A 26539-nucleotide genomic window follows, 5' to 3' on the forward strand; every position below is an offset into this window, starting at 1 on the left:
CGACAGGCGGCTTTCGCCCCCGTCGGCGGGATCAAGGGCCCTCACCGTCTTTCAGCGCCGAAGCACAATAGTCGCGCCAGAACTGGCGGTAACCCGCCTCGACCCTGCGCGTGTAGATTTCGACGTTCCCGGCCGGCGAGGCCGCGATTTGGGCCGGCAACTCCGCGCGCAGCTTCGCCAGATGAGCGGGCTGCGTCGCAAATTTGCGAGCGATCTCGACATAGCCCTCGTCATCCTCGGCGACCCAGTCGCCAAGGCCGACGGCGGTCACGATGGAGGCACCGGCGCGCGAGGAGGCGCCGTTGCCGAGCTTGGCGACGACCGGAACGCCCGCATAGAGGGATTCCCAGGTGCTGACGCCGCCATTTTGCGGGAACGTATCGAGGGATATGTCGACCTCGGCAAAGGCCAACAAGTGCTCGTGGCGCGGTGTCGAGCCCATGCAGATGACGTTCTCGTCGGCAATGCCCTGCGCCACGAACCGCGCAATCAGGCGGTCACGCAGCAATGGATCGTCAAGCAGGGTATGCTTGATGATGATCTTCGATCCGGCCACCTCTCGCATCACTTTCGACCACACGCGGATGGCCTCGTCCGAGATCTTGGAGATGCGGTTGAAGACGCCGAAGGTCACATAGCCGTTGCGGAGCAGCGGGAGCTCCGAGGGCGGCACATCCAGGATGGGATCGGTCGTGATCAGGCACGGCAGGTCATGGACCTTTTCGGCAAGCAAATGGCGCGCCGATCCCGGAATGAAGATCGGGTCCGCGAGCACATAGTCCATGGCCTCAAGTCCGGTACCGGTGGCGTGTCCAAAACCCGTGACCTGGATCGGCGCCGGCTTCCGGGCGAAGACAGGGAGCCTGTTGCCGGTCGAATGCCCGGACACATCGATCAGGATATCGACCTTGTCGGCCTGGATACGATCGGCCAGTTCGTCGTCCGAAAGCTGCCAGGCGTCGACCCAGACCTCCGCCATCGACCTGAATTTGGCGGTCATCTCATCCCGCAACGGCGAGCACGAATAGCAGACGATCTCGAACTTGGCGTGATCGTGATTGCGGAGCACCGGCAACAGGCCGAACGCCGCCGAGTGGTACCAGAACTCGGCAGCGACATAGCCGATCACGATCCGTCTGTCGGGATCGAGCTGCCGGGGTGGGAGCTTCCTTTGCGGCACTCTGGCGCCGATCGTTTCACCCCAATATTTTCGCGCGGCCTGCTGAACCGCGAAATCGGCATCTGAGAGAAAGTCCAGAAAGTGGATCTTCCGCGCGATCAAGTCCAAATCCGGCGAGATTGCCAACGCCGCGTCGAGATGTTCGATCGCGGCGGCGATCTCTCCCTGGTTTGCAAAGCAGGCGCTCAGCAGCGCTAGTGCGATCGCGGAGCGTGGATTTTCCTCGAGCAACGTCTTGCAGGCCAGGATCGCCTGCGCCGTATTCCCCATGCTCAGCGAGACTTCCGCCTTCCCCCGCAAGGCCACCTCGAGCTTGGGCGAAAGCGCAAGCGCTGCATCGAAATCCGCTGCCGCCTGTTCCGGCCGCGACAGCTCAAGATTGAGCCGTCCACGGTGCGCGAGGATCTTCGCCGAACCGGGCCTGATCGCGATCGCCGCTGCGAGCGCGGCTTCCGCCTCGTCGTAGTGCTTGAGCTCGATACTGGCCACGCCTTTGCCGACGAGCGCTTCGGCGTGACGCGGCTGAAACAATAAAGCGCGATCGAAGCTTTGCCTGGCGCGGTCAAATTGGCCCAGCGCCAGCTCGGCCAGGCCACGATTGCAGAGCGCATCCGCGTGGTCGGGCTTCAGCCTGATCGCGCGATCGTACAGCTCGATGGCCTGTTCGGGCAGGTTCAGGTGGAGCAAGGTATTGCCGAGGCCGGTCAGAGCCGGCGGAAAATTCGGCTTCAGCGCGATCGCCTTCTCCTGACAGGCGCGGGCGGTCTCGAATTTCTGAAGGCCGAAGTGCACAGCCGCGAGATTGTTATGGGCCTCGTGCGAACGTGGATCGATCGCGATCGCGCGCTCGAGCAGCTGTCGCGCCTCCTCCAGGCGCCCGCCCTGTTGCACAGACAGACCGAGCAGGTGCGTGGCGTCGAAATGATCCGGAACAGCTTGCAGAATCTGGCGGCAGAGCGCCTCGGTCTCCGCATATCTGCCCTGGCCGTACGCGCTCGCCGCGGCGGAGATGACGGCGTCCGCCTGCTTCTTCAATTTCTTCTGCAATCGCGCATTCTGGAATGCGCGCGCGCCGGCGCTGCTCTGCAAGGTGTCTCTCCGGAGATGGCCCGGCAAGAGTCTAGCTGATTCGCTTGCCTGCCCGGCCGGTCGGCGGGACCGGCACGCTTGAAGGATGTCTCGGGGCTCCGCGCGGGATCTGGCTCAGGAACCGCTTGGTGCGCCCGATCTGTCTACGCAACGTCGCCGCTTTCCGAAGCCGCGGCACAATATTCGCGCCAGAACTGGCGGTAACCCGCTTCGAGCTCACGCGTGTAGATTTCGACATTGCCGGCGGGCGAGGCCGCGATCTGAGCCGGCAACTCGGCGCGCAACTTCGCCAGATGAGCGGGCTGCGTCGCAAATTTGCGGGCGATCTCGACATAGCCCTCGTCATCCTCGGCGACCCAGTCGCCGAGGCCGACGGCGGTCACGATGGAGGCACCGGCGCGCGAGGAGGCCCCGTTACCGAGCTTGGCCACGACCGGCACGCCCTTGTAGAGCGATTCCCAGGTGCTGATGCCGCCATTTTGCGGGAACGTATCGAGCGAAATATCGATATTGGCGAAGGCCAGCAGGTGGTCGTCGCGCGAGGTGGAGCCCAGGCAGGTGATGTTCTCCTCGGCAATGCCCTGCGCCACGAAGCGTGCGACCAGGCTATCGCGCAGCAATAGGTCATCGAGCAGACCGTGCTTGAGGACGATCTTGGATCCCGGCAGCTCGCGCATCAAGCGCGACCACGTACGGATCGCATCGTCCGATATCTTGTAGATGCGGTTGAATACGCCGAAGGTGACGTAGCCGTTGCGGAGCATCGGAAGCTCGGAAGCCGGCAGGTCCGACACGGGCTCCATCGTGATCAGGCACGGCAGATCGTGGATTTTTTCGGCAAACAGATGCCGAACCGATGGCGGAATGAAAATGGGATCCGCGAGCACATAGTCCATGGTCTGCATGCCCGTGCCCGTCGCGTGTCCGAAGCCCGTGGCCTGGATCGGGGCCGGCTTCCGCGCGAAGACCTGCAGCCTGTTGCCGGTTGTGTGGCCCGATACGTCGATCAGGATGTCGACATTGTCGGCCTGAATGCGATCGGCGAGTTCGTCGTCCGAAAGCTGCCAGGCGTTGACCCAGACGTCCGCCAGTTCCTTGAATCGGGCGGTGTACTCGTCCTCTCCCGGCCAGCTGTAATAGCAGATGATCTCGAATCTGGCGTGATCATGATGGCGCAACACCGGCAGTAGGGTGAGCCCCGCCGAGTGTTGCCGGAATTCGGCAGCGACATAGCCGACGACGATCCGCTTTTCCGGATCGAGCGGCCGCTTCGGCAGCTTCCGCCGCGGCAGCTTGGAGCCGATCAAGTCCCACCAATCTCGCCGTACCGCCTGCTGGAGCGCGAAATCGGCCTCGGCGCGGTAGTCCTGCAAGAAGATCTTTCCCCTGATCGCGTCCCCATAGTCCGGCCGGATCGCCAGCGCGCGATCGAGATATTCGATCGCGACGTCCATCTCTCCCTGGTTCGAATAAGCGAAGCCCATCAGCGCCAGCCCCATCTCGGAGCGCGGATTTCGCTCGATCAAGGTCGCCGCCGCCGCCATCGCCTGCGCGGTCTTTCCCATCACGAGGCAGGTCTGAGCCTTGCCCCGGAGAGCCAGTTCGAGCTTGGGCGAGATCGCAAGCGCCGCCTCGAAATCTGCAAGCGCCGGCTCCAGGCGCTGCAACTCGTAACTGAGCCGCCCACGCTGGGCCAGGATCCTCGGCGAGCCGGGCTTGATCGCGAGTGCCATGGCGAGCTTGGCTGCCGCCTCGTCGTGGTGCCGCAGCTCCACGCTGACCATGCCCTTGCCGACGATTGCCTCCGCGTGACGCGGCTGAAACAGCAGGGCGCGATCGAAACTCTCCTTGGCGCGCATGATCTGCCCAAGCACGATCTCGACCATGCCACGGTTGCACAGCGCATCGGCATAATCCGGCTTCAGCTTGATGGCACGCTCGTGCATCTCAAGCGCCTGTTCGTACAGCCCCATGTGCATCAGCGTGTTGCCGAGATTGGTCAGCGCCACCGCGAAATTCGGCTTCAGCGCGATGGCCTTCTCCTGGCACCGCCGCGCCTCCTCGTAATTGCCGAGGTCGAAATGCACGGTCGCGAGGTTGTTATGGGCATCGTGCAGGCGCGGATCGAGCGCAATCACGCGCTCGAGCAGCTCCTGCGCCTCCTCCAGGCGGCGGCCGTCATGCGCGCACATGCCGAGCAGGTGCATGGCGTCGACATGATCCGGAAGCGCTTTCAGGATCTCTCGGCATAGCGCCTCCGTCTCGGCATATCTGCCTTGGCCATAGGCGGCGGCCGCAGCGGAGATGACGGCATCCGCCTGCTTCATCAATTTCTTCTGCAATCGCGCGTTCTGGAATGCGCGCGCGCCGCCGCTGCTCTGCAAGGTTGCTCTCCGGAGGATGGATGGCCTTGGGATAGAGTCTAACTGATTCGCGGCCGAGGCCGGCCGATCGGCTGGACCGGCCTCCCCCCGGGATTTTCCGGTGCTCAGCGCAGGATCTGGCTCAGGAACAGCTTCGAGCGCGCGCCCATTCAAAACTGATGTCGATCAGTTCAGGCCTTGGAGCTTCCCGGTCCGGCACAGCCGACCTGCCTACGCAACGTCTCCACCGTCCGGGGCCGCGGCGCAGTAGTCGCGCCAGAACTGGCGATAACCTGCCTCGACCTCGCGCGTGTAGATCTCGACATTGCCGGCGGGCGAGGCCGCGATCTGAGCCGGCAAATCCGCGCGCAGCTTCGTCAGATGGGCGGGCTGCGCCGCAAATTTGCACGCGATCGCGGCATAACCCTCGTCGTCATCGGCGACCCAGTCGCCGAGACCGACGGCCGCCACGATCGAGCCGCCGGCGCGCGATGAGGAGCCGTTGCCGAGCTTGGCGACGACCGGAACGCCCGCATAGAGGGACTCCCAGGTGCTGATGCCGCCGTTTTGCGGGAAAGTATCGAGCGAAATGTCGACATTCGCAAAGGCCCGCAGATGGTCGGCGCGCGAGGTCGAGCCCATGCAGATGACGCTCTCCTCGGCAATGCCCTGTGCCACGAACCGTGCGATCAGGCGGTCGCGCAGCAATGGGTCGTCGAGCAGCCCGTTCTTGATGATGATCTTCGATCCCGTCACCTCGCGCATCACTTTCGACCACACCCGGATTGCCTCGTCCGAAATCTTGAAGATGCGGTTGAACACGCCGAAGGTCACATAACCGTTGCGGAGCATGGGGAGCTCCGACGGCGGCACATCAACGATGGGGTCGATCGTGATCAGGCACGGCAGATCATGGACCTTTTCGGCCAGCAGATGGCGCGCCGATTGCGGAATGAAGATCGGGTCCGCGAGCACGTAGTCCATGGTCTGAAGGCCCGTACCTGTGGCGTGCCCGAAACCCGTGACCTGGATGGGAGCCGGCTTCCGCGCGAACACATGGAGCCTGCTGCCGGTCGTATGCCCGGACACATCGATGAGGATATCGATCCCGTCGGCCTGGATTCGATCGGCCAGTTCGTCGTCCGAAAACTGCGCGGCCTCGACCCAGACGTCTGCGCAAGCCTTGAAATTATCGGTCATCCCATCCTGCAACGGCCAGCAGGAATAGCAGACGATCTTGAACTTGGCGTGATCATGATGGCGCATCACCGGCAACAGGGAGTACGCCGCCGAATGCTGCCTGAATTCGGAAGCGACATATCCGATCACGATCTGTCTGTCCGGATCGAGCTTGCGTGGCGACAGCGTCCTTTGCGGAAGTTTGGCGCCGATCTGATCCCACCAATATTTCCGTGCCGCCTGCTGGACCACGAAATCGGCCTCCGGCAGATAATCCAGCACGAAGATCTTGTACCCGATGGCCTCCGGAAAATCCGGCGCGATCGCCAGCGCCGCATCCAGATGCTCGAGTGCGGTCGCGATGTCTCCCTGGTTGACATAGCAAGCGGCCAGAAGCGCCATTCCCGCCTCGGATTGCGGATTGACCTCGAGCAGCGTCTTGACGCCCGCAATCGCCTGCGCCGTGTTCCTCACGAGAATGTCGACTTGCGCCCTCCAGCACAGCGCGAGCTCGTTCCGTGGCGATAGCGCCAGCGCAGCATCGAAATCCGCCGCCGCCTGCTGCAGCCGGGACAGAGTCAGATAGAGTCGTCCACGCTGCACCAGAATCCGCGGTGAACCCGGCCTGAGCGCGAGCGCGACGTCGAGAGCGGCCTCCGCCTCCTCGAAGTGCCGGAGCTCGAGGCTCACCATGCCCTTGCCGGCGATCGCTTCCGCATGGCTCGGCTGAAGCGACAGGGCGCGATCGAAGCTCTCCCCGGCGCGTTCGAACTGGCCGATCATCAGCTGCGCCATGCCACGATTGCAAAATGCATCGGCATAGTCCGGCTTCAGCTTGATAGAGCGTTCGTGCAGTCCGATCGCTTCCTTGCCAAGGCCGAGGTGCAGCAGCGTATTGCCGAGATTGGTCAGGGTGATCGGACAATTCGGCTTCAGCGCAATGGCCTTCTCCTGGCTTGCGCGGGCGTCCTTAAATTTCTCGAGATCGAAATACACGGCCCCGAGATTGCCATGGGCATCGGGCGAACGCGGATCGAGCGCAACCGCGCGCTCGAGCAGGAATTGCGCGTCATCGAGCCGCCGGCCCTCAAACGCGCGCAGGCCGAGCAGGTGCGTGGCGTGGAAATGATCCGGAACCTCTTTCAAGATCTCGCGGCAGAGTATCTCGACCTCGTCAAACCTGCCCTGCCCCAGCGCCTCAATCGCGAAAGACATGACGGCGTCCGCCTGCTTCCTCAACTTCTTTTCCAATCGCGCATTCTGGTATGCGCGCGCGCCGACACTGCTCTGCAAGGTCTCTCTCCGGAGGATGGTCCGAAAAGAGGCAAGCTGATTCGCATGGTGCGAAGCTGGTGGGTCGGTTAGGCCGGCGAGGCCTGCGGATTGCGGGTGCTCACCGCAGAATCTGGCTCAGGAACAGTTTTGTGCGGGCGTGCTGGGGGGCCGCAAAGAACTCATTCGGGGTGTTGGCCTCGATGATCTGGCCGGCGTCCATGAACACGACGCGGTTGGCGACCTCGCGGGCAAAACCCATCTCGTGAGTGACGACGAGCATGGTCATGCCCTCCTCGGCGAGGTCCACCATGGTGTCGAGCACCTCCTTGACCATTTCAGGGTCGAGCGCCGAGGTCGGCTCGTCGAACAGCATCACCTTCGGGTTCATCGTCAGCGCGCGCGCGATCGCGACGCGTTGCTGCTGGCCGCCGGACATCTGGCCCGGAAACTTGTTGGCCTGGTGCGGGATCTTGACCCGCTCCAGGAATTTCATCGCGGCCGCCTCGGCATCCCTCTTGGGGATGTTGCGGACCCAGATCGGCGCCAGCGTGCAATTGTCCAGAACCGTCAAATGCGGGAACAGGTTGAAGCTCTGGAACACCATGCCGACCTCGCGGCGCACGGCGTCGACGTGCTTGAGGTTCGGCCCGAGCTCGATGCCGTCGACGACGATCTCGCCCTCCTGGAATTCCTCCAGCGCATTGATGCAGCGGATCAGCGTGGACTTGCCGGAGCCCGAGGGCCCGCAGATCACGATGCGCTCTCCCTTCTTCACGTCCAGGTCGATGTCGCGCAGGACGTGAAATTCGCCGTACCATTTGTTCAGGCCGGAAATCTGGACGATGGGACTATCGGACATGGTGAGCTCGATCAGTTGCGGCGGTGGGCGTTGAGGCGGTGCTCGACGAACAGCGAGTAGCGTGACATTCCGAAGCAGAACAGAAAATAGATGATCCCGGCGAAGGCAAAGCCCGTGAACGCGGTGGACGGCGTCGACCATTTCGGATCCGAGAACGAGGCCCTGAGCGAGCCCAGAAGGTCGAACAGCGCCACGATCGAGACCAGCGAGGTGTCCTTGAACAGTGAGATGAAACTGTTGACGAGGTTCGGAATGACGTGGCGCAGCGCCTGCGGCAGCACGATCAGCGAGGTCGTCTTCCACCAGGACAGCCCCAGGGCCGCCGCGGCCTCGCCCTGCCCGCGCGGGATCGCAGCGAGCCCGCCGCGGACGTTCTCGGCCTGATAGGCGCCCGTGAACAGCGCGATGCCGATCAGCGCGCGCACCAGGCCGTCGACCGTGAAATTGCCGGGCAGGAACAAAGGCAGCATGTAGGTGGCGAAGAACAGCACGGTGATCAGCGGCACGCCGCGCCAGAACTCGATGAAGGCGATCGAGAAGATCCGGATCAGCGGAATGGTGGAGCGGCGGCCGAGCGCCAATGCGATGCCGATCGGCAGCGAGGTGACGATGCCGGTGACGGAGACCACCAGCGTCACCAGCAGGCCGCCCCACAGGCTTGTCTCCACGATCGGCAGCCCGCCATGATCGAGCCCCATCAGCTTGATCACGATCGCGATGGCGACGAAGGTGACAATGCTCGCTGCGAGCGCGCGCCAGCCGGCACGTACGCCTCCGCCGAGGACAAAGGCGATCAGCGAGCCGATCACGGCGGTGATGGCGAAATCGACCCAGACCGACTGGCCCGTGCCCTGGAGCTGATCGCGCAGCCAGGTCAGCGGAAAGATCAGCCAGTAGATCGCCGTGCCGATAAGCACGACGAGGCTGCCAATGACCCACAGCAGTGGGGCGATGGCCGAAGTCTTGCTGAGATTGAGCAGGGCCTGCCCTGCCCCGATGATGCTGTCGTCGAACAATTGCAGGAGGCCGGCTGTCCAGCTCAGGCCGAAGCCGGCGATGCCGCCGCCGCGCAGCAGGAAGAATGCGACCACCGGAAGGGCGAAGAAGAACAGGCCGGCGTTCAGTCCTTTCGACGGCAGGCGCGGAACGAGCAGCGGCACCAGCAGGACTGCCGCCAGGATGAGCGTGAGGTTGACCCGCCAGCGCTCGGCCTCGGGGTAGAAGCCGTAGATCAGTTGCGGCAGCTTGGCCTGGATGTAGGGCCAGCAGGCGCCGACCGCAAATCCGGCATTCTCGGTCAGGCAGGCCGTGCGATCCTTGCCGGCCCAGACCGCATCGACCAGCAGGAACCTGACCGAGGGAATGATGGTGAACCAGAGCAACAAGGCGCCAACGATCGTGAGCAGAATGTTGGTCGGCGAGTTGAACAGGCGCGTGCGCATCAGGCCGACGAAGCCCGTGGTCTTCACCGGCGCGGGACGCTCGGTGAGCAGGTCCTGGCGAACGAATCTGGACGAGGTGATGTCGGTCATGCGCCCAGGCTCCGGCTGACGCGCCAACCGTAGACGCTCATGACGGCGCTGGTGACGAGCGAGATCAAGAGATAGACGCCCATCGTCATGGCGATGATCTCGATCGCCTGTCCGGTCTGGCTCAGCGAGGTGCCGGCGAACACCGACACCAGGTCAGGATAACCGATGGCAACGGCAAGCGAGGAGTTCTTGGTGAGGTTGAGATACTGGTTGGTCAGCGGCGGCACGATGACGCGCATCGCCTGCGGCACGACGATCAGCCGGAGCGTGGAGCCGCGGCTCAAGCCCAGCGAGGACCCCGCCTCCATCTGTCCCTTGTGCACGGACAGGATGCCGGCGCGCACGATCTCGGCGATGAAGGCGGCGGTGTAGGTCGACAAGGCGACCGTCAGCGCCACGAACTCCGGGATGATGCGCGAGCCGCCGGCGAAATTGAAACCCTTGAGCTGCGGCAGCTCGAAGGTGAAGGGCAGACCGAACACCAGCATCGTGACCAGCGGCAGTCCGAACAGCAGGCCCAGCACATAAGGCCAGATGCGGATCACCTGCCCGCGTTGAAACAGCGCGCGCCGCGCATGGAAGCGCAATGCCAGCGAAGCGACGATGCCGAGGACCAGCATCGCCAGGAACGGCTCGAACCCGCTCTCGCTGATCGGACGGGGAATGACGAGGCCGCGATTGCTGACGAAGGCGATGCCGAGCAGCGAAATGCTCTGCCGCGGATTTGGCAGTGCCGCGAGCACCGCCAGGTACCAGAACAGGATCTGGAACAGCAGCGGCAGGTTGCGGATGATCTCGACATAGAGCTCGCCGATGCGCGACAGCAGCCAGTTGGGCGACAGCCGGCACAGCGCGACGACGAAGCCGATCAAGGTGGCGAAGACGATGCCGACCACCGAGACCACGAGCGTGTTCAAGAGCCCGACCACGAACACGCGCAGGAACGTGTCCGAGCCGGTGTAGGGGATCAGGGTCTGGTTGACGTCGAAGCCGGCATTGTTCCTGAGGAAGCCGAAGCCGGCGGCAATGTGCTGGTTTTCGAGATTGGCGCGGGCGTTGGAGACGATCTCATAGCCGATCCAGCCCAGGATCGCCGCAAAGGCAAACTGGACGGCGACGCCGTTCCAGCCTGCCTTGCCGCCCAGGATGCGCCTGATCTTCAGCGCGATCTGGGCCGGCGGTTTTCGAGCCTCGGTGCTCATCGCCGCGTGCCGCCGATCAAGCGGGATCAGCGGATCGGCGGCGCGTACTGGAGACCGCCCTTGTTCCAGAGATTGTTGAGACCGCGGTTGATGGCGAGCGGCGAGCCCGCGCCGACGTTGCGATCGAACACCTCGCCGTAATTGCCGACCGCCTTCACGATCCGGACCACCCAGTCCTTGGTCAGGCCGAGCTGTTCGCCGAAGTTGCCGTCGCTGCCGAGCACGCGCTTCAGCTCCGGGTTTTCCAGTTTCGCCTTCTCGTCGACGTTCTTCGAGGTCACGCCGAGCTCTTCGGTGGTGACGAGGGCGAACAGCGTCCATTTCACGATGTCGAACCACTGGTCGTCGCCGTGGCGCACCATCGGGCCGAGCGGCTCCTTCGAGATGATCTCGGGCAGCACCATGTGGTCATTGGGATTGGCGAGCTTGAGGCGGTTGGCGTAGAGGCCCGACTGGTCGGTGGTGAAGACGTCGCAGCGCCCGGCCTCGTAGGCCTTGACCGTTTCGTCGTTGGTGCCGAACGCGATCACCTCGTACTTCATGTTGTTGGCCTTGAAGTAGTCGGCGAGATTCTGCTCGGTGGTGGTGCCGGTCTGCACGCAGACCGAGGCGCTGTTGAGCTCGAGCGCGGAATTCACCTTGAGCGACTTCTTCACCATGAAGCCCTGCCCATCATAATAGGTCACGCCGGTGAAGTTGGCACCCAGCGAGGTGTCGCGCGAGATGGTCCAGGTGGTGTTGCGCGAGAGCATGTCGATTTCGCCGGATTGCAGCGCCGTGAAACGGTCCTTGGCCGAGGTCGGCACGAACTTGACCTTGGTCGGGTCATTGAAGATCGCGGCTGCGATCGCACGGCAGACGTCGACGTCGAGCCCGGTCCAGTTGCCCTTGTCATCGGGCGCGGAGAAGCCCGGCAGGCCCTGGCTGACGCCGCAGGACAGCGTGCCCCGGTCCTTGACGGTCTTGAGTGTTTGCGCATCGGCGGCTTGGGCAGTCAGGCCGGCGGCGAGAGCAAGAGTGAGAGCCAGGGTTACGCGTTTCATGGGGTGAAAGCCTTTCGGTCGTCTCAAGGTCAGGAATGTTGTCTCAGGATCGTCTCTGCCAGGGTGAGCCTTGCAAGAGTCATGCTGGAAAACCTTGCCGAACACTCGCCGATCTCGGGAGGCCATACCTTAATCCCCGCCGCAGGCGCCCGCCATTATGGCTGTGGCGCAAGGTCCGGTCAGACGATGGATCGAAGGTCGCGGCAGGCCCCTCAACATGCGGCGACTGAATAGCACCTGCGCATCACAGAACGACTGGCGAGCCGGGTCAAGGGGTTGACGGGACTCTTCTGTGTTCTGTTATTAACGACGGCGGCCTTTCGGCCGGCCCGTGGGGCGCATCGCGCCTGGCGGAAACGCAGTTTTGAAAGCAGACGCATGGATTCCTCGCACCCCTCCCAGCAGCAGGCCGAGACCCGGCTGGTGACCTCCGGCCGCGACACCAAGGCGCAGAAGGGGTTCGTCAATCCGCCGGTGTTCCACGGCTCGACCGTGCTCTATCCGACCGCCGAGGACCTGCATGCCCATCGCGGCGAGTTCACCTACGGCCGCCACGGCACCCCGACGACCAGGGCTTTCCAGGACACGCTGATGGCGTTGGAGGGGCCGCAATGCGCCGGCGTCGGCATCGTGCCGTCGGGACTGTCGGCGATCTCCACCACCCTGCTCTCGGTGCTGAAGACCGGCGACCACATTCTGGTTTGCGACAATGTCTATCGACCCACGCGTAATTTCTGCAACGGCATGCTCGCCCGCTACGGCGTCGAGACCACCTATTTCGATCCGCTGATCGGCGCCGGCATCGACAAGCTGTTCAAGCCCAACACCCGCGCGGTGCTGGTCGAGGCGCCGGGCTCGCAATCGTTCGAGATGCCCGACATCCGCGCCATCGCCGGGGTCGCGCATGCCCGCGACGCGCTCGTCATCGACGACAACACCTGGGCAACCCCGCTCTATCACCGCTCGCTCGAGCAGGGTGTCGACATCAGCATGCAGGCGGCGACCAAATATATCGGCGGCCATTCCGACATCATGTTCGGCACGATCTCGGCCAACGCCAAGGCGTGGCCGCAGATTGCCGAGGGCATCCGCCTGCTCGGCGTCTGCGCCGGCCCCGACGATGTCTTCCTGGCGCTGCGCGGCCTGCGCACGCTGTCGGTGCGATTGGCGCAGCATCATCGTTCCGGCCTCGACATGGCGCGCTGGCTCGCCGCCCGTCCCGAGGTCGCGCGCGTGCTGCATCCGGCGCTCGAGACCGATCCCGGCCACGCCATCTGGAAGCGCGACTTCACCGGCGCCTCGGGTCTGTTCAGCATCGTGCTGAAGCCGGCGCCGCAGCAGGCCGTCGACACCATGCTCAACACGCTCAAGCTGTTCGGCATGGGCTTCTCCTGGGGCGGCTTCGAGAGCCTTGCGATTCCCTTCGACTGCGACGGCTATCGCACCGCGACCAAGTGGGCGCCGGGCGGCCCCACCTTGCGTCTCCACATCGGCCTCGAAAGCACCGACGACCTCAAGGCCGATCTCGATCGCGGCTTCGCTGCCCTCAAAGCGGCAATGTGAGCCTGCTCATAAGGCATCGCGCCTGAGGACGCGGCATCCGCGCCTCGGGAACGCGCCGCCGCCGCAAACGTTAACGCCCACGCGCCAACAAATGGTTTGATCCTCAAGCATTTGGCGCTAGCTTCACCAATCGACTCTGATCCGGACACGGAGCATGGGAACGTTGGTTCTGCTCGATCTGATGGGCGGCGTGGCGCTGTTGTTGTGGGGCCTGCACATGGTCCACAGCGGGATCCTGCGCGCCTTCGGCCCGGACCTCCGCCGCCTGCTCGGCAAGGCACTCGGCAACCGCGTCAGCGCCTTCGCCGCCGGCCTCGGGCTCACCGCGCTGCTCCAGAGCAGCACCGCGACCGCCCTGATCACCAGTTCGTTCACCGCCGAGGGCCTCGTCAGCCTCGCCGCAGCGCTTGCCATCATGCTGGGGGCCAATGTCGGCACGACGCTGATCGTGCAGGTGCTCTCGTTCAACATCGCCGCCGTCGCGCCGGTGCTGTTCGTGCTCGGCCTGGTCGCCTTCCGCTCCGGACCGCGCTCGCGGATCAAGGACATCGGCCGCGTCTGCATCGGCCTCGGATTGATGCTGCTGTCGCTGCACATCCTGCTCGACACGCTGGCGCCGGCCGAGAACGCGCCCGGCGTGCGCGTCGCGATGTCGGCGATCACGGGCGATCCCATCCTGTGCATCGTCGTCGCCGCGCTCGTCACCTGGGCGGTGCATTCGAGCGTCGCCAGCGTGCTGCTGATCATGTCGCTGGCCTATTCGCAATTCATCACGCCTTATGCAGCGCTAGCATTGGTGCTGGGGGCCAATCTCGGCAGCGCCATCAACCCCGTATTCGAAGGGGCCAGGCGCGACGATCCCGCGAGCTACCGCCTGCCGGTCGGCAATCTCGTCAATCGCGTGATCGGGATTGCACTGGTGCTGCCGTTCCTGAACGCCATTGCCGAGCACATGCACGCCTGGCAGCCGGACCTTGCCAGGATGACGGCGGCCTTCCACATCGCCTTCAATGTCGGCACCGCCATCATCTTCATCGGCCTGCTCGACACCATGTCGCGCCTGTTGACCCGCCTCTTGCCCGATCGCGTGCAGGAGACCGACCCGGCCCGCCCGCGCTATCTGGACGAGACCGCGCTGGAGACGCCCTCACTGGCGCTCGCCGACGCTGCCCGCGAGACGTTGCGCATGGGCGACTTCGTCGAGGTGATGCTGCGCAAGGTCATGGCCGCGATGATGACGGGCGACCGCGCCCTGGTCGACCAGGTCTCGAAGATGGACAATGTCGTCGACGGCCTGGATGAAGCCATCAAGCTTTACGTGACGAAACTCATGCGGGGCAGCCTCGACGAGAGCGAGGGGCGGCGCGCGATGGAGATCGTCTCCTTCGCCATCAACCTCGAACACATCGGCGACATCATCGACAAGAGCCTGAGCGAGCTTGCGACCAAGAAGATCAAGCGCCGCTTCCAGTTCTCGGCCGAGGGCTCCGAGGAGCTCGCCGCCTTCCACAAGCGCACGATGGAATCGCTACGGATCGCCTTCGGCGTGTTCATGTCGGGCGATGCGAATGAAGCGCGCAAGCTGCTGGTGGAGAAGACCACGCTGAAGAACACCGAGCTTGCCGCCGTCGAGCGCCATCTCGACCGCCTGCGCGAGGGCCGCCCCGAGACCATCGAGACCACCTCGCTGCACCTCGACGTGCTGCGCGATCTGCGCCGCATCCACTCGCATATCTGCTCGGTCGCCTATCCCGTGCTGGATGCCGCGGGCGAGCCGTATCGCAGGACCGAGACCGAGACGGCCACCCTGTCCGCGTCAGGTGCGGCCTCGGCGCTGCCGCGCTAGCCCGGCATGTAGAATGACCGCGCCGCCTGCCAGGAGCAGGCCCGCGCCGCAAAGCAGGACCGGAGCGATCCACAGCGTCAGGAACCCTCGGGCCGGCGGGGATCGTAGGCGATCCTGACCCGTTCACCGTCCGAATATCGATAATTTGCGCATGCCGATCGGGAAATCCGGATGCCCTGCCGCACGCGGCCGTTGATCAGCGCTCCAGCGTCTTCGACGCGCGGCCGCGGTTCTTGATGATCAGCATGATGTTGCGGATGTAGATCACCGTGGCCAGCGCCTGTCCGAGGATGATCACGGGCTCGCGCTTCACGACACCGTAGACCAGTGTCATCAGGCCGCCACCCATCGAGCAGAACCAGAACGCCATCGGCACCACGCTGTTGCCGGCGCGCTCGCTCGCGATCCACTGCACCAGGAAGCGCGCGGTGAAGAACAGCTGCGCGACCAGGCCGAACGCGAGCCAGAAGTCGAACTTGGCGACGAAGACGTCGTAGAGATAGTTGCTCAGCGCCTGGCCGTACTGGATGATCATGCCGTCACCTCGGTCACGTCTGGTGTGGGCTTCTTGCGGCGGATCAGCCACCACACGCCGGCGAGATCCATGATCCCGATCCAGAGCCGGTCGAAGAAGCCGTAGTTGGACACGCCGGAGCGGCGCGGCCGGTCGATCACGTCGACATAGGCGATGTCGTAGCCTTCACGCCGCACCAGCGCCGGCAGGAAGCGGTGCAGCCCGTCGAAATACGGCATCGCGAGGAAGACCTCGCGCCGGAACGCCTTCAACCCGCAGCCGGTGTCGCGCGTGCCGTCCTTCAGGATGGCGTTGCGGACCTTGTTCGCCACGCGCGACTGGAATTTCTTGAACCCCGTGTCCTTGCGTCCGACGCGCTGGCCCGCGGCGAGCCCGACATGGGCGCCCTTCTCGACCGCCGCGATCAGGTCCGGCAGGAAGGCCGGATTGTTCTGGCCGTCGCCGTCGAGCGTGGCCACGATCGCGCCGCGCGCGGCCCGCACGCCGCTGCGCACGGCGGCGGACTGGCCGCCGGATTTCGCGTGACGGAGCTGACGCAGATTGCCCCGCTGCGCCATGATGGCATTGAGCCGCTCGCCGGTCGTATCGGTCGAACCGTCATTGACGTAGATGATCTCGTAATCCCAGCGACCGTCGAGCGCCGCTGTGATCTCCTCGATCAGGGGCGCGATGTTGTCGGCTTCGTTGCGCACGGGAACGACGATGGAAACCGAAGGCTGGGACGTCGACAAATGAGGCTCGTGGTTGGAATTGGCCTGCGCCTCGGGGAACCGGCGGCCCCGGCAGGCAGCCGCTTTTATGGGGCGGAGGCCCCGCGGGCAACCCTTTTGAGGCGGCCCGAGACCGGCCCTGCGAGGGGCACAATGGTGCCGTCGGCACGGATGGCGAAGCCGAGCCGTCGGGCCGCGAACCAGTAGCGGACCGCCATGGCGCCGACCATGCCGACCAGCGCGCCGGCCACGACGTCGCTCGGATGATGCGCGAGCAGCACCAGGCGCGTCAGCAGGATCACGATTGCGTAAGTGAACATGAAGACGCGCAGCCGCGGCCAGAGTGCGGATACCGCGAAGGCGAGCGCGAACGCCGTCACCGCATGGCTGGACGGCAGGCTGGCATAGGCCGGCGTTCCCTGAAACGGAACGAAGTGGAACGGGTTGGCATCGCCGCCGACGAACGGCCGGCCGCGGCCGATGATGAATTTCAGGATCTCGGCAATGAACACCGAGAATGCAACGGACAGAATCATGAACTGGAGCCGCGTGCCGAGGCCGAGCAGCAGCGCCCGGCGGGTGCCGTAAAGGCCGGCCGCAACGAGCGCCACGGCCACGAGGCCGACAGCCAGCACCGAGAGCACATACTCGTCCTTGCCGAAATCGGTCAGGATGCGGATCGGCCACAGGCCGGGCGCGCCTCGTGCCGGCATCAGCTGGATCTCGGTCTGGTCGAACGCGAGCATCAGAGCAATGACCAGGGCTGCGCCTGCCACGCTGAGCCACAGCGAATGCCGCGCCAGCTTTCGGGCGGCCTCGGCACGGCGCGAGTGCGAGGGCGTGCGGACAAGCTGCGCCAGCGCATGCCAGGACACGGCGAGCAATTGCGCGGGATAGCCCGCGCGCGGCGCGATGTTGGTCGAAGCCGGCATCCTATTCGATGCCTTCCGAGCGGAAGATCGAGATCGAGATCGCGCGCCCTTGCGAGAAATTGTAGCCGTCGATGCGCGCGCCGACCTTGTAGCGCAGTCCGATCGCCTCGGCGCGCTGCACGAAGCTGCGCTCCGAGCGCTGCTCGACCAGCGCGAAGCGGCAGCTGCCCTGCCGCAGGAAGTCCGCCGCGCCCGAACCGTCGGTGAGCAGCGTCTGGGTGCCCGTCAGGAATACGAGGCTCGGCTCGTGATAGCCGGCGGCGGCCGCCTTCGGCCCGACGCAGGTGACGTTGCGCAGCGCGCGCGCGACCTCGATGCTCGGAAACACCGGCGTCAGCGACGGCAGCACGATGCCGTAGACCACGACCGCCAGCATCAGGGCTGCGACCAGCGCATTCAGCACCGAGCGCTCGGCGTGGTTGGTGTCGAACAGCCACCAGGCGAACAGGCCGAAGATCAGCGACGCCGCGATGAACGGCCAGGCCACGAAAGCCGGCTGCCGCGTCAGCATCACCGCGCCGACCACCGCGATGATCGAGGCGGCCGCGGGGATCGCGAACCACCAGGCCGAGCCGCGCATCAGCCAGGAGCGCGACAGCACGCGCCGCTCCAGCGCGCCGACGGTCAGGATCGCGATCGCCGGGTACAGCGGCAGCACGTAATGCGGCAGCTTGGTCAGCACCGCCTCGAACACGATCCAGGACGGGATCAGCCAGGCCAGCAAGAACTGCGCACCGGGCTCACGCCGCGCCCGCCACACCGCAGGCGCCGCCATCGCCGCGAGCGGCGCGCCCGGCCAGAAGGTGATCCAGAACAGCGCCAGGTACAGTCCGGGCGGAGCGCCATGGGATTCCTGGGCGCCGATCTTGCTCAGCATGTCGCCGCCGACGGAATCGGCGAAGAAGGCATCGCCCGCGCGCCAGAAGATCGCGACGAACCAGGGCAGCACCAGCACCAGCACCCACATCAGGCCCCAGAGCGGGCGCAGCTTCCATAGCCAGGAGGCGTCGCGGTCCTGGATCGCGAGCGCGACAACGGTCAGGCCTGCGAACATCAGGATCAGCGGGCCCTTGATCAGGATGCCGACCGCGAGCGCGGTCCAGAAGATCGCGGGCCAGCTCCAGGGCGGATGCGTCTCGTCCTCGGCGCGCTGCCACGACAGATAGGCCCGCGCCATCGCGCCCATCGCGGCGGTCACGCAGAACAGCAGCATAGCGTCGGTCTTCGCAAGCCGCGCCTCGACGCCGAGCAGCACGGAGGCGCACATCAGGAGTGCCGCGAGCACGGCGGCGCGCCGCGTGACGAAGCCGAGCGCCGCCCAATAGGTCATGAGCACGGCGCCGATCGCCCCTAACAGAGAGGGCAGCCGATAGACCCAGATCCGCAACTCGGCCTTCGGCAGCTTGAGTGCCGCGGCGGTTTCGACCGCCGCGGATTGCAGCCAGTAGATGCCGACCGGCTTCTTGTAGCGGACGTCCTCCTGAAAGCGGATGTCGACATAGTCGCCGCTCTCCACCATCTGCTTGGTGGCCTGGGCAAAGCGCGCCTCGTCGCGATCGACAGGCGGGATCGTGAAGAAGCCGGGCAGGAACAGCAGCAGCGCGCACAGCACCAGAAAGGCCGCCGCGCGGCCGTGGCTGGCCGTGACGACGTCGAGCATCGACACCAGCCGACTGCCCGGATTTACGGGCGATTTCGGCTCACGGGGGGCTCCAAAACGCGGGCTTGGGTAGGTCTCGGCCATTGGTTCCGCTTACGCTGAAACCGTCATTCCGACAACCGGTTAAGGCCGGGTCACTGAATTCGAATGACAACTGTGTCCGCGGCGCCCGTGGCATCGATCACGGTGAGCCGCGCAAAGCCCGGACCGGGCGGATCAATCAGCCGCTGGCGGCGCCCGTCGATCTCGCCGCGCGCCGTGCCGTTAACCATGACGGTCATGGGCAGGACGCCGCCGGCGACCTTGACCGGCATGGCTGCGGCCTCGGAGCCACCCGACCGATCGACGTCGATCCGCGAGCCGTTCAGCGGGAACTGGATGTGCAGCGCCTGCTCGCCGCCGCTCCGCACCAGTTCCCCGACCGGGCGGAACCGCCTCAAGGGCAACGGCAGTTTTGCGTTGCTGGCGACCAGGGTTCCCCTGGGCGGCTTCGGCAACGGGGCTAGAGTCTTGCCGGTCCGGGCGAAGGCGTCGAATAGAATGGGCGCGGCGGCGACGCGTCCGATCAGGCCGGGAACCGGCGCGCCGTCGGGCCGACCGACCCAGACGCCGATGGTCATGCGCCCGTCGAAGCCGACCGACCAGGCGTCGCGATAGCCGTAGGAGGTGCCGGTCTTGAAGGCGATCCGGTTGTGGGCGGCATTTTCCGGCGGCGGCGTGCCCAGAAGCACGTTGCCGACCTGCCAGGCCGCGACCTGATCTAGCAGCCGCAGCGGCTCGCGGTCGTCTTTGGCAGCCACGACCTCGCGCAGCGGCTTGGTGGTGCCGAGGCGGGCGAAGCCCGCATAGAGCTGGGCGAGGTCCTGGAGCGTCACCCCGACGCCACCCAGGCCCATGGCGAGCCCGGGCGCTTCGTCCTTGGGCAGGATGAGATTGCCGCCGGCCTGCCGCAGCCGCGACGCCAGCCGGCTCGCGCCGACGCGGTCGAGCAGCACGATCGCCGGCACGTTCAGCGACAATTGCAGCGCCTTCTTCACCGGCACCGTGCCCTGGAATGTCATGTCGAAATTTTCCGGCGCGTAGGAGCCGAAGCGGACGGGCCGGTCGTCGATCAGGCTGTCGGGATGGACGAAGCCGTCCTCGAAGGCGAGGCCGTAGATGAAGGGCTTGAGCGTCGATCCCGGCGAGCGAATGGCGCGCGTCATGTCGACCTGCCCTGCCCGGCTCTCGTCGAAATAATCCGCCGAGCCGACGCGCGCGAGCACGTCGCCGCTCTCGTTGTCGACCACGATGATGCCGACCGAGATGTTTTGCCCAAGCGCAATGGCGCGGTCGCGCGCCAGCGGCTCCAGCACCTTCTGCAAGTTCGCGTCCAACGTCAGCTTGATGACGGGCGTATCCTTGACCGTCGCAAGCGCGGTGTCGGAAGCATGCGGCGCCAGGATCGGCATTGGCTTGCGCAGCTTCGGCACGGGCACGGCCTTGGCCTGCTTTGCGTCCTCGAGGCTGACCACATGCTCTTCGACCATGCGGTCGAGCACGCGGTCGCGGGCTTTGAGCGCCGCATCGGGATAGCGGTCGAGCCGGCGCGTCTCCGGCGATTGCGGCAGCGCGACCAGCAATGCGGCCTCGGCCAGCGACAGCCGCTTCGGCTCCTTGCCGAGATAGGCGATCGAGGCGGCGCGGATGCCTTCGAGATTGCCGCCATACGGCGCCAGCGCGAGATAGAGGTCGAGGATTTCGCTCTTGCTGAGGGTCCGCTCGATCTCGATCGCGCGCACCATCTGGCGCAGTTTCGCATAGAGCGAGCGCTGCCGCCGCGGCTCCATCAAACGTGCCAGCTGCATGGTGATGGTCGAGCCGCCGGACACGATGTGGCCGCGCGTTCCGAGCTGCAACGCGGCACGGCCCAGCGCCAGCGGATCGATGCCGTCATGGGCGTAGAAGCGCTGGTCCTCATAGGCGAGCAGCAGTTTGAGATAGATCGGATCGACATTCGTCCTGGCATCGACCGGCAGCCGCCAGCGCCCGTCCGCCATCGCGTAGGCCCGCAGCAGCTTTCCGTTGCGGTCTACGATTGTGGTGGAGACCTGGCGGGACTCGTCGAGTGGAAGAGGACCGAGGGAATAGACCCAGCCGACGAAGGTGATGATGGCGAGGATGAGGGTGAAAGCGGCGGCTGAGAGGAGGCGATGGCCCCTGCCCCGCACGCCGTCATGGCCGGGCTTGTCCCGGCCATCCACGTTCTTGCCCGCGACGCCAAAGTCCGTGGATGCCCGGGACATCTGCGCGAAGACGCGCTTCGCGCTTTTGCCCGGGCATGACGACTGAGTTTGTGGCGCCACTTTGCTCATCACTTCGCCGCCCGCACCTCGACATTGCCCGTGCCCGTCCGCCCGTAGCGCGAGGGGTTGTACATGTCCTCGACATAAGCCTGCGGCAATACGTATTTACCCGGCGAAACGGCGCGGACAACATAGGCGACGGTGAACACCGACTTGGAGTCCGAGGCACGGTCAACGGCTGCCGTGAAGCGGTCGTCGCGGAACTCGGTATCCTCAGGCTCCTCGCCGTCCTCGATCCAGTCCAGCGTACCGCTGTCGCCCGACGAGACCAGCTTCGGATTGTCGATCTCCAGACCCGCCGGCAGATAGTCGGACACCATGATGTGGCCGTACTCGGGCTTGGCCTCGGTGATCTTCAGCACCACCGCGAAGCGCTGGTTCTGCTTGACCTTGCTGATGTCGGCGGGCTTGCCGTCGAGCGTATAGTAGCTGCGCTCGATCTTGAAGCCGTTCGATGCCGCCGGCTCCGGCGTCACCGGCGAGCCCGACACCGAGACCACCGCCTGCACCGGCGCATCGCCGGTGTTGGTGATCTTCAGCGGCTTGCCCTCCAGCGTCGCGGCCTTGTAGCTGCGATAGAGCGCAGTCTTGACCGGCTGGCCGTCGACCTCGATCGAGAGGTTTTCCTTGGCGAGCGCCCGCGCCGCCAGCACCAGCCACGCATTCTCCTGCGTGGAGGTGTACGGCGTCAGCCCGCGCGCGGTCTCGACCCGCGACACCGCCTGCGTCAGCGTCGCCCTCGGCGCGTTGCCTTCGCTGGCAAGCGAGACCAGCGCCGCCGCATCGCGAAGCTGCGAGCCGTAGTCAGTGCGGCCGAACTCCAGCACGGGCTTTGGCGCAAGCGAGTCGAGCGCTGCACCATAGACCCGCTCCGCACGGTTACGGTCGCCGACCAGGGCCAGCGCCGCCGCAAGCTGCGACTTCGCGATCGGCGTCGCGAGGTTGGAGAGCTTGGTGTCGGCGAGATAGCGGAGGTCGCCGATCGGAGCCGCGCCATTGCGCGCGAGCACGTAGAGGCCATAGGCGAGATCGCGCCCGCCGTCCTTCTCCGGCTCGTTGCCGTTGACGACCGAGTTGCGGACGCGGTCGAGCGCGTTCTTGAACAGCACGTCCGGCACCGCAAACCCCTTTTCGCGGGCGCGGGTGAGGAAGTCCGTCACGTACGCATCGAGCCAGGCGTCGTCGCCGCCGGCCGACCACAGGCCGAACGAGCCGTTCGAACCCTGGCGCGCCAGGAGCCGCTCGATCGCGTCGCGGATGCGCTGGTCGACCTCGGTGTCCATGGCCAGATGCGCGCCGGCCGCGAGCTCGTTGACATAGAGCAGCGGCATGGCACGGCTCGTGATCTGCTCCGAGCAGCCATGGGGATAGCGATCGAGCGCTTTGAGGATCGTCGCTGCATCGAGCGCGGTGGACAGGCTCGCCGAAACCGAGACGCTGCCGGTGCCCGGCACGAGGTCGGAGAACATGTCCGAGGTCAGCGTCAGGCTCTCGCCCTTCGCAAGCGTCCGGATCGAACGCCGCGCCAGCACCTGCGTCGCCGCCTTGACGTCGAGCGCATAGTGGCGTGCGAGTGCAAGCCCGTTCGGCCCCTTGATATCGACGTCGAGCGTCGCCTGCCCCGCCGCGGTCGCATCGAGCGCGAGCGAGAACGAGTTGCGCTGCTTGGCGGCGAGCTTGACCGTGGTGGCGGGATTGCCGGTCATCTTCACCGGGCCGCCCGTCTTCACGTTGATGACGTAGTCGCCGGCCTGGCCCTCGACATTGTCGATTTCGAGGTTGACCGTGCCGTGGTCGCCATTGAGCAGGAAGCGCGGCAGGGTCGTGGTCAGCACGACAGGATCACGGATCACGACGTCGGTGTTGGCGCGGCCGAGCTTGGTCGCGGTCCACGCCACCGCCATCACACGCGCGGTGCCCGCGAACTCCGGAATGTCGAAGGTCACCTCGGCGGTGCCGTCAGCGGCGACCGTGACGATGCCGGAATAGAGCGCGAGCGGCTTCTGCGCGGGCGGCGAGCCCTGCAATTCGCCGGCTCCCGCGTCGCCGCCGGACTTGATCTGGCCGCGCGTGCCCGACATGCCGTCGATGAGCTGGCCGTAGAGATCGCGGATCTCGGCGCTGAGGCGGCGCTGGCCGAGATAGTAGTCGTCCGGCGCCGGCGGCTTGTAATTGGTGAGGTTGAGGATGCCGACATCGACCGCGGCGATGACGACCTTGGCGTCCTCGCCGGGATTGAGCCCGTCGAGCTTGACCGGGATCTTCAGCGTCGCGTTCGGCCGGATCAGCGCCGGCGGCGCCAGCTTCACCTGGAGCGTGCGGCTCTGCTTGTCGATGCCGAACCATTTCAGGCCGATGGCGCGGCCCGGCATGCGCTGGGCGGCGGCATCGAGCGGACGGCGCAGCGTCGCCACCACATAGGCGCCGGTGCCCCAGTCCTTGCCGACCGGGAGCTTCACCTGCGCGGTGCCCTCCTTGACGTCGATGGTCTGCGTCGTCAGCAGGCGGTCGCCGAGCACGTTGACGGTGAGCTTGCCGGCGGTGCGCACGTTCACCGACACCGTCATGGTGTCGCCGGAGGCGTATTGCGGCTTGTCGATCGAGGTCTCCAGCAGGTCCGGCGTGTCGGCGCTGCCGTCGGAATACCAGCCGACGTCGAACTGCACCGAGGTCACCGGGCCGTCGGCGTCGTTCGACTTGACGTCGAGCCGGTAGCGGCCGGGCTGCGGGCCGAGCGAGACCCGCGACGGCTTGTCGGCGGCGATGGTGAGATCGCCATCGGCGACGCGCGAGGTCGACTTGACCGGCTCGTACTCCCAGTAATTGTTCTGGCGATACCACTGATAGCGCGACTCCATTTTCAGGAGCTCGTAGCGCAGGCCGTCACGGGCGAGCTGCTTGCCCTCGGGGGAGACGAACACGACGTCGAACTCGGCCTTGTCGCCTTCGGCCACGTTCTTGTCGCCGAACAGCGGCTTGACGCCGATCAGGGCGGTCGCGGGCGCGACCGGCAGCACCAGCTTGCGTTCGACGGCGCGGCCGCCGGTCTCCACCATGCGGACGAAGATCTGCGCCTCCTGCGGGCGGGTCGAAGCCGGCTGCTTGTCCAGCGTCACCGGGAAGGTCGCAACGCCATTGGCGTCGGCCTCGGGCAGGTTCTCCAGTGGCGTGCGCTCGTTCGACGTGGTCTCCTCGTCGGCGACGCCGAATTGATATCCGGCAAAACCCGGACGCTCGGAAGCGGGCGCAATCAGCATGTCGCCTTCGAGCTGGAGGCCCGAGGCGGGCGCGCCGTAGAGGAAATGACCGTCGGCCTTAAGCTCCACTGGAGCGTTAGCTTTGATCAGCTTGTCCTTGGCAGACAAGTCGAATTCGATCCGGTCGGGGACGTAGTCCTCGACCATGAAGGTGGTTTCGCCGACCGAAGAGCCCTTCGGGTCGGTGAAGGCGCGCACCCGCCAGGTCCCGGTCGGCACAGCCGAGTTGAGCGGCACGGACAGCGTGCGGCCGCCGGCGCCCTGGTCGGACAGCACGGCGCGGCGGTATTCGACGCCGTCAGGGCGCTCGACCACCAGGGTCATCGGCCCGCCGGTAACGGCATTGCCCTGCCCGTCGCGGAGCAGCGCGGTGAGATAGACCGTCTCGCTGGAGCGGTAGACGCCGCGCTCGGCGTAGACGAAGGCGTCGGCGCCAACAGGCACCGCGCGGCCCGCCACGCCACGGTCGGACAGGTCGAAGGCGCTCGTCTTGAGGCTGAGGAAGGCGTAGTCGGCCTTCTCGCCCGAGACCGTCAGCATCGCCGGCGACAGGCCGCCCTCGCCGCGCGCAAGGCCGGCCTCGAACAGCACGTGACCGGAATCGTCGGTCTTGCGGGTTGCCAGGATCTCGTTGTTGCGCGCGACCAGCCGCACCTCGGCTTTGCCGACCGGATCGGTCGAGGCCAGCGAGTTGATGAACACGTGGATGCCGTCATTGCCGGAATAGGCCGACACCCCGAGATCGGAAACGATGAACCATTGCGTGGCGAGCTGGTACTCGTCGTCCGAGCCCGGGCCCTTGGCCGCGGCGGTCATCACATAGACGCCCGGCTGAAGCTCGCCGAGCGCCTGGTCGACCGGGAACGCCGTGGTGACGTCCTGGTTCAGCGTCATCGCGGTCGAAAGCTCGCCGGACCAGACCTTGACGCCGCGCTCGTCGCCGAGATCGCTGAGCTGGTACTTGGACAGCGTCTTCTGGAAATCGCTGTCGACCACCGTGTTGATCAGGTTGCGGTCGCCGATCCGGAAGACGTTGATGTTGACCGCGGGCGTGTTGACGCTGACCACGGGAACGCCGCGCTGGCCGGTCTTCGGCAGCACATAGGCGCGGCTGGTGAAGCGCACGAAGGGCTTTCGGTCGCGCACATAGACGTTGAACTCGGCCGATTTCGGCAGCCCTTCCTTCACCGTGGACGGCAGGCCGGCGCGCAGATTGATGTTGTAGCGCTCGCCGTGCTTCAGGCCGTCGACGCAGAGCTGCTTGCCATCGGCCGACAGCGCCGGCTTGTCCTGGCCCGCCAGCGCGAGGAACGGCGCGAAATCGGTGCGCTTGGCGAGCTCTTCCGAGAACTGGAAGCAGGCCCGCGGACTGGCCGAATCCGAATCCACAGTATAGTCCAGCAGGCGGAAGCCGTGCTCATCGCGCATCTTCTCGTATTGGCCGCGGACGTCGGCGACCTCGCGCATGTCGAGCGACAGCCGCAGCGCGTCCAGCGCCGGCCGCCACAGCTTGCGCTCGGCCAGTGACTTGCCGAGCACCGCGAGCGCGTCGGCCTCCTCGCCCGGATTGCCGGCGCGCACATAGGCAATGTAGGCGGCGGTCGAGGCGCGCTCCAGCAGGAACGTCTGCTCGCTCGAGTTCTTGGGCCAGATCTGGAAGATCACCTTGGCAAGCCGCAGCCAGTTGCCGGCATCCTCCGGCGTCGTGGCGGCGATCTGGCCGAGCACGGACAGGCCGGCACGGAAATCATTGCGCCTGAAGGCGGCGTCGGCGTCCGTGCGCAGCGTCGCGCCGGTCTTGGCGACCGGCCCCGCCTCGCTCTTGATCTGGGCCTCGAGCTTGATTGCGGAATCAGCGAGATCGTCGCGCTTGAAGGCCTTGTCAGCGGCTTGCGCGGCGCTGAGGCCGAACGCCAGCACGGCGCAGAATGTGACGGCGCGAACCAGACCGATCATGATGGACTCCCGG

15 protein-coding genes are annotated in these 26539 nt (G+C 65.7%); 2 read left to right on the forward strand and 13 right to left on the reverse strand.

The genetic code is table 11. The features are described from left to right. Positions 1-31: 31 nt before the first annotated feature. The 7 genes from XI09_RS27440 to XI09_RS27470 form a co-directional block, all read right to left on the reverse strand. Positions 32-2269, reverse strand: coding sequence for a tetratricopeptide repeat protein (locus XI09_RS27440; RefSeq protein WP_271569611.1), 2238 nt, complete (start codon positions 2267-2269; stop codon positions 32-34). 143 nt (positions 2270-2412) lie between these two features. Then, the gene (locus XI09_RS27445; protein WP_271569612.1) at positions 2413-4653 is read right to left on the reverse strand and encodes an O-linked N-acetylglucosamine transferase, SPINDLY family protein; all 2241 of its coding nucleotides are present in this window, start codon (positions 4651-4653) and stop codon (positions 2413-2415) included. Positions 4654-4863: 210 nt separating this feature from the next. After that, on the reverse strand, positions 4864-7104 hold the full coding sequence (locus XI09_RS27450; protein WP_271569613.1) for a tetratricopeptide repeat protein: 2241 nt from the start codon (positions 7102-7104) through the stop codon (positions 4864-4866). Between the two features lie 100 nt (positions 7105-7204). Then, complete coding sequence (locus XI09_RS27455; RefSeq protein WP_271569614.1) at positions 7205-7945, reverse strand: amino acid ABC transporter ATP-binding protein; 741 nt, start codon at positions 7943-7945, stop codon at positions 7205-7207. Between the two features lie 11 nt (positions 7946-7956). After that, on the reverse strand, positions 7957-9477 hold the full coding sequence (locus XI09_RS27460; protein WP_271569615.1) for an amino acid ABC transporter permease: 1521 nt from the start codon (positions 9475-9477) through the stop codon (positions 7957-7959). Next, positions 9474-10679 carry an amino acid ABC transporter permease gene (locus XI09_RS27465; protein WP_271569616.1) on the reverse strand — a complete coding sequence of 402 codons (1206 nt, stop codon included), beginning with the start codon at positions 10677-10679 and terminating at the stop codon, positions 9474-9476. Before XI09_RS27465 ends, XI09_RS27460 begins: the two co-directional genes overlap by 4 nt. A gap of 26 nt (positions 10680-10705) precedes the next feature. Continuing rightward, positions 10706-11722: an amino acid ABC transporter substrate-binding protein gene (locus XI09_RS27470; protein WP_271569617.1), complete on the reverse strand. Its 1017-nt coding sequence runs from the start codon at positions 11720-11722 to the stop codon at positions 10706-10708. A 378-nt stretch (positions 11723-12100) separates the two neighbouring features. Here XI09_RS27470 and metC point away from each other — a divergent pair, with 378 nt between their 5' ends. Together metC and XI09_RS27480 are read left to right on the forward strand one after the other, a co-directional pair. Next, the gene (gene metC, locus XI09_RS27475; protein ID WP_271569618.1) at positions 12101-13285 is read left to right on the forward strand and encodes a cystathionine beta-lyase; all 1185 of its coding nucleotides are present in this window, start codon (positions 12101-12103) and stop codon (positions 13283-13285) included. Positions 13286-13439: 154 nt separating this feature from the next. After that, the gene (locus XI09_RS27480; protein ID WP_271569619.1) at positions 13440-15131 is read left to right on the forward strand and encodes a Na/Pi cotransporter family protein; all 1692 of its coding nucleotides are present in this window, start codon (positions 13440-13442) and stop codon (positions 15129-15131) included. A gap of 196 nt (positions 15132-15327) precedes the next feature. On the opposite strand, the gene XI09_RS27485 is transcribed toward XI09_RS27480, so the two are convergent. From XI09_RS27485 to XI09_RS27510, 6 genes are all read right to left on the reverse strand, one after another. After that, a complete protein-coding gene (locus XI09_RS27485; RefSeq protein WP_027542719.1) occupies positions 15328-15666 on the reverse strand; it encodes a lipid-A-disaccharide synthase N-terminal domain-containing protein in 339 nt (112 codons plus the stop codon). Beyond that, positions 15663-16397 (reverse strand): glycosyltransferase family 2 protein, encoded by a 735-nt coding sequence (locus tag XI09_RS27490; protein ID WP_271569620.1) that lies wholly within the window; start codon positions 16395-16397, stop codon positions 15663-15665. The genes XI09_RS27485 and XI09_RS27490 overlap by 4 nt, the downstream gene beginning before the upstream one ends. 65 nt (positions 16398-16462) lie before the next feature. Further along, positions 16463-17308 carry a phosphatase PAP2 family protein gene (locus XI09_RS27495; RefSeq protein ID WP_271569621.1) on the reverse strand — a complete coding sequence of 282 codons (846 nt, stop codon included), beginning with the start codon at positions 17306-17308 and terminating at the stop codon, positions 16463-16465. Position 17309: 1 nt separating this feature from the next. Beyond that, the gene (locus tag XI09_RS27500; RefSeq protein WP_271569622.1) at positions 17310-19052 is read right to left on the reverse strand and encodes an ArnT family glycosyltransferase; all 1743 of its coding nucleotides are present in this window, start codon (positions 19050-19052) and stop codon (positions 17310-17312) included. 50 nt (positions 19053-19102) lie between these two features. Next, positions 19103-21253, reverse strand: coding sequence for a penicillin-binding protein 1C (gene pbpC / locus XI09_RS27505; protein ID WP_271569623.1), 2151 nt, complete (start codon positions 21251-21253; stop codon positions 19103-19105). 68 nt (positions 21254-21321) lie between these two features. Continuing rightward, positions 21322-26526 (reverse strand): alpha-2-macroglobulin family protein, encoded by a 5205-nt coding sequence (locus XI09_RS27510; RefSeq protein WP_271569624.1) that lies wholly within the window; start codon positions 26524-26526, stop codon positions 21322-21324. Positions 26527-26539 lie beyond the last annotated feature (13 nt).

The sequence above is a fragment of the Bradyrhizobium sp. CCBAU 11386 genome, from assembly GCF_028128955.1.
Classification (GTDB): domain Bacteria; phylum Pseudomonadota; class Alphaproteobacteria; order Rhizobiales; family Xanthobacteraceae; genus Bradyrhizobium.

What these genes read in the sequence shown, in the direction of transcription:
- XI09_RS27510 (WP_271569624.1), bottom strand. Translation starts at nt 26,526, where the DNA reads ATGATCGGTCTGGTTCGCGCCGTCACATTCTGCGCCGTGCTGGCGTTC.
- XI09_RS27485 (WP_027542719.1), bottom strand. Translation starts at nt 15,666, where the DNA reads ATGATCATCCAGTACGGCCAGGCGCTGAGCAACTATCTCTACGACGTC.
- XI09_RS27470 (WP_271569617.1), bottom strand. Translation starts at nt 11,722, where the DNA reads ATGAAACGCGTAACCCTGGCTCTCACTCTTGCTCTCGCCGCCGGCCTG.
- XI09_RS27455 (WP_271569614.1), bottom strand. Translation starts at nt 7,945, where the DNA reads ATGTCCGATAGTCCCATCGTCCAGATTTCCGGCCTGAACAAATGGTAC.
- pbpC (WP_271569623.1), bottom strand. Translation starts at nt 21,253, where the DNA reads ATGTCCCGGGCATCCACGGACTTTGGCGTCGCGGGCAAGAACGTGGAT.
- XI09_RS27480 (WP_271569619.1), top strand. Translation starts at nt 13,440, where the DNA reads ATGGGAACGTTGGTTCTGCTCGATCTGATGGGCGGCGTGGCGCTGTTG.
- XI09_RS27495 (WP_271569621.1), bottom strand. Translation starts at nt 17,308, where the DNA reads ATGCCGGCTTCGACCAACATCGCGCCGCGCGCGGGCTATCCCGCGCAA.
- XI09_RS27460 (WP_271569615.1), bottom strand. Translation starts at nt 9,477, where the DNA reads ATGACCGACATCACCTCGTCCAGATTCGTTCGCCAGGACCTGCTCACC.
- XI09_RS27465 (WP_271569616.1), bottom strand. Translation starts at nt 10,679, where the DNA reads ATGAGCACCGAGGCTCGAAAACCGCCGGCCCAGATCGCGCTGAAGATC.
- metC (WP_271569618.1), top strand. Translation starts at nt 12,101, where the DNA reads ATGGATTCCTCGCACCCCTCCCAGCAGCAGGCCGAGACCCGGCTGGTG.
- XI09_RS27500 (WP_271569622.1), bottom strand. Translation starts at nt 19,052, where the DNA reads ATGGCCGAGACCTACCCAAGCCCGCGTTTTGGAGCCCCCCGTGAGCCG.